At 69.5% G+C, this 3,933-nt stretch carries 1 protein-coding gene and 1 pseudogene; both read left to right on the forward strand.

Translation table 11 applies throughout. The features are described from left to right. A pseudogene (locus tag VF794_RS17005) lies at window positions 1-2,165 on the forward strand (hypothetical protein); the annotation flags it as partial. 37 nt (window positions 2,166-2,202) lie between these two features. Further along, window positions 2,203-3,933 (forward strand): hypothetical protein (locus VF794_RS17010; RefSeq protein ID WP_331111664.1); only part of this gene is annotated, 1,731 nt, incomplete at its 3' end.

Below are 3,933 nucleotides of genomic sequence, written 5' to 3' on the forward strand. Positions count from 1 at the left end.
ATCTGTTGCAGCACCGGCGTGTCAGCGCGCTCTTCACCGACACGGGACTGGCGATGCGGCTGCCCTCGCGCACCTTGGCCTCGCGTGAGCTGGGCTGGAGCGTGGTGGGCGGGAGCGCGGTACGGCCCCAGGCGGAGGCACGCGGCCTGCGCTACCCGGGCGTGCTGCCAGGGGTGGAGCTGTGGTTCGAGGAGCATGCCGAGGGCGTGGAGTACGGCTTCCGGGCCGAGCGCGGGGCGGACTTGCGGCGGGTGACGCTGGAGTACGCCGGAGCCCAGGCGGTGCGGGTGGTGGAGGAGGGGCGGGCGCTGGAGGTGGATCTGGGCGAGGACGTGCTGCGCGAGGAGGGGCTGCACTGCGCGCAGCAGCAGGCGGATGGCTTCCTGCGTGCGGTGGGCTGCCGCTTCACGGACGCGCACCCGGTGGGGCGCGAGCGGTGGGCCTACGCCATCGAGGTGGACGTGGAGGATCCGGAGCGCCCGGTGGTGGTGGATCCGGTCATCCGCTGGAGCACCTATCTCGGGGGGGCGGGAGACGACACGTTCGGGGGCATGGCCGTGACCGACGCGGGGGAGGTCTTCATCGTCGGAACGGCGGCCCTGGAGACCACGTTGGTGACCGTGGATGGCCTGGTGATTCCAGGCAGGGGCGTCATCGTCGCGAAGTACTTCGAGGATGGTGGGTTCGCCAGCTGGAGAGGCTTGCAGGGCGATGGTGAGGACATCGGCCGCTCCATCGTGGTCGGCAAGGACGGAATGGTCTACGTCGCGGGCACGAGCAACTCGACGACCTTCGGGTTGGAGTTGAACACGAGGCTCAATCACGGAGGGGAGGGGACGAGGGATGGGCTCGTGGCGCAGCTCGACCCCGTGACGTTGAAGTTCAACTGGGTCCACTTCGTCGGTACGGCCAACGGGGATGAGGAGATCCACGACATGGCCGTGGGCGCTGACGGCGGGCTCTTCCTCGTCGGACAGACCACCGCGCTGGACTTCCCCGGGGCGCCCGCGGCGTCCACTCCCCGAGGCCTGGATGCCTTCGTGACCCGGCTCAGCCCCGCTGCTTCCAACGATGGTGGCCCCAATGTCGCCACGTTGAACTGGTCCAATGTGATGCGCGGGGCCAATGCGGATGTCGCCTACGCGGTCACCGTGGGCGAAGGAGGCAAGGTCTACGTCACGGGGAAGACGGCTTCCACCGGCCTGCTCACCTCCGTCACGCGGGCTCATGCGGGACCTGAAGGCACGAATGACGTCTTCGTCGCGAGACTGACTCCAGAGGATGGTGGGGTCGAGGTGGCCACCTACCTGGGTGGAGTGGGGGACGATCAAGGGCGCGCGCTCGCGCTCAAGGGTGTCAGCAACTCCACCCTCTTCGTGGGTGGTACGACCCGCTCGGATGGCTTCCCGAGTGCGACGGGCGCTTCCCTGTCGCAGTCCAATGCCTTCGTGGTGACGCTCGACAGGGGCACCCTGGCGCTGAAGGGCGCGAGCCTCCTTGGAGGCTCCGGGGATGAGGAGGGGCTGACCCTGGCCGTGGATCGAAGCGCCGCGGCCACGAGGGACATCGTCTACCTGGGCGGAAAGACCTCCTCGCGTACCGACTTCCCACGGAAGGATGCATTCGACCCGGCCTTCGGCGACGGGCTCACCGAGGGCTTCGTGGCGCTGATGGAAGTCGATGCGGGCATCCCGCTGCTGTGGTCCTCGCTGGTGGGAGGAGGCGGAGAGGACGAGGTGCTCGCCCTGAGGAGCGACCTTCCGGGTCGGCTCTTCGTCGGCGGCACCACCACTTCGGATGATCTGGTTCCCCTGGGCACGCCGGGGTACAGCAAGAATCCCTTCGGCCAGAAGGACCTGTTCCTCATGCGGGTGGAGCCCGATGTCGTGACGCCGGATGCCGGAACGGGCCCGGGCACGGATGCCGGTGTGGACGCGGGTAATGGAGGCGGGGGGACGGATGCCGGTGTGGACGCGGGTAATGGAGGCGGAGAGCCGTCCCGCCCGGACGGGGGCACGGGCACCGAGGTGGAGCCGCTGTCTCCCCTGGGCTGGTCCTGCGGCGCCAGTGGCTCCAGCGGTGGGTCCGGGACCCTCGCCCTCGGCTCGCTCGTGGGGCTGGTGCTGCTCGCCTGTCGTCGACGCGGGGTGACTCGTTCTCGCTAACCTGTCTTCAAGCTGATTCGTCCATCGAGGGGGCTCCGTGTTGCGTCGTGTGCTCGGTGTGTCGGCCGTTGTCTGCGTCACCTTGCTGTCCTGGGGGGCGGTGAGCCAACCCACGCGCAGTGGGCCTCCGGTTCAGCCGGCCCCTCCGAGGGCGCCCATCTTCCGGCCGGGCATCGCCCCGGCGCCCCAGGGCTCGGCCGGGCGGTACGAGCTGCGGCACTTGCGCACCCAGGCCCTCTTCACCGACAGAGGCGTGGAGCTGCGCCTGCCCTCGCGCACCCAGGCCTCACGCCCCCTGGGCTGGAGCGTGGCTGGCGGACGCGCGGTGACGCCCCGGGCGGAGAAGCCACGGGAGGCGAAGCTCCACCGCCTGGTGGGACCGACGGCATCCTGGGAGCGAGAGGTGCCCACGTATGGAGGGCTGCGCTATCCGGGCGTGCTACCGGGAGTGGAGCTGTGGTTCGAGGAGCGCGCCGAGGGCGTGGAGTATGGCTTCCGGGCCGAGCGCGGGGCGGACTTGCGGCGGGTGACGCTGGAGTATGCCGGAGCCCAGGCGGTGCGGGTGGTGGAGGAGGGGCGGGCGCTGGAGGTGGACCTGGGCGAGGACGTGCTGCGCGAGGAGGGGCTCCACTGCATGCAGGAGCAGGCGGACGGCATGCCGAAGGCGGTGGGCTGCCGCTTCACGGACGTGCGGGCGCTGGGGCGCGAGCGTTGGGCGTACGCCATCGAGGTGGACGTGGAGGATCCGGAGCGCCCGGTGGTGGTGGATCCGCTCGTCCTCTGGAACACCTATCTCGGGGGGCCCGGGGAGTTCGATGGGCTCCGGGCCATCCAGCAGAACGCCGCGGGGGAGCTCCTCGTCGCCGGCACGGTGGGGGCTGCTCCGGATTCCGCGCGGGGGCAGAGTAGCCTCTTCGGCGTGCGAGGGGGGCCAAGCGATGTGCTCGTCGCCCGGTTCCAGGCGGATGGCACGCTCGCGTGGTGGACGGTGTTCGGCGGCCAGAGCTACGAGCTCGTCAGCGAGCTCGTCCTCGGTGACGCGGAGGAGCTGTACGTCTCGGGCACCACCGGGTCGCCGGAGCTTCAGTGGTTGTTGGCCGATGGAGGGACGGGGATCAGCAAGGCCTACTCCCTGGACGGACCAGATGGCTTCGTGGCCCGACTCGATCCCTCCGGAAAGCAGCTCGAGTGGTTCCTCCACGTCGGCGGGAATGGGAACGACATCATCTCCGACATGATTCGGGGTCCCCAGGGTCGGCTGTTCCTCGCGGGGTCGACGACCTCGAACGGCATGATGGATGCGGGGTTCCTCCCGGGCGCGGGGCCCATCGTGAGTGAAGACGGCTTCATCACCCGCTTCGACCCCGGCCAGCGCAAGGCGGAGTGGACCCTGCTCATCCAGCAGGTGGGGAATAACGACGACGGCAGCGATGGCGTGATGGGTCTTACCGCCCGAGCGGACGGTTCCCTCTATGCCGCGGGGTACTACAGTGATTTCGCGGGGGGCGTGACGAATGGTTTCGTGTCCCGGATCTCCGGCGTCAACGGTGGCAGCCCCTCGGCCTCGGCCCCGCTCCGCATCGGAGGCAACCGCGATGAGTATGCCGTCGCGGTGACCCTGCCGGCCGCTGGTGCTGGCGACAAGTTGCTGGTGTGGGGGAACACCACCTCGAGCAATTTCCCGGGTCACACTCCCGTCCAGGGAGGGAGCGACATCTTCGTCTCCACCGTGGGAGACGATGGCGGCACCCTGTCCCTGCAGAGGACG

The organism is Archangium sp. (assembly GCF_036389735.1).
Taxonomy (GTDB): domain Bacteria; phylum Myxococcota; class Myxococcia; order Myxococcales; family Myxococcaceae; genus Archangium.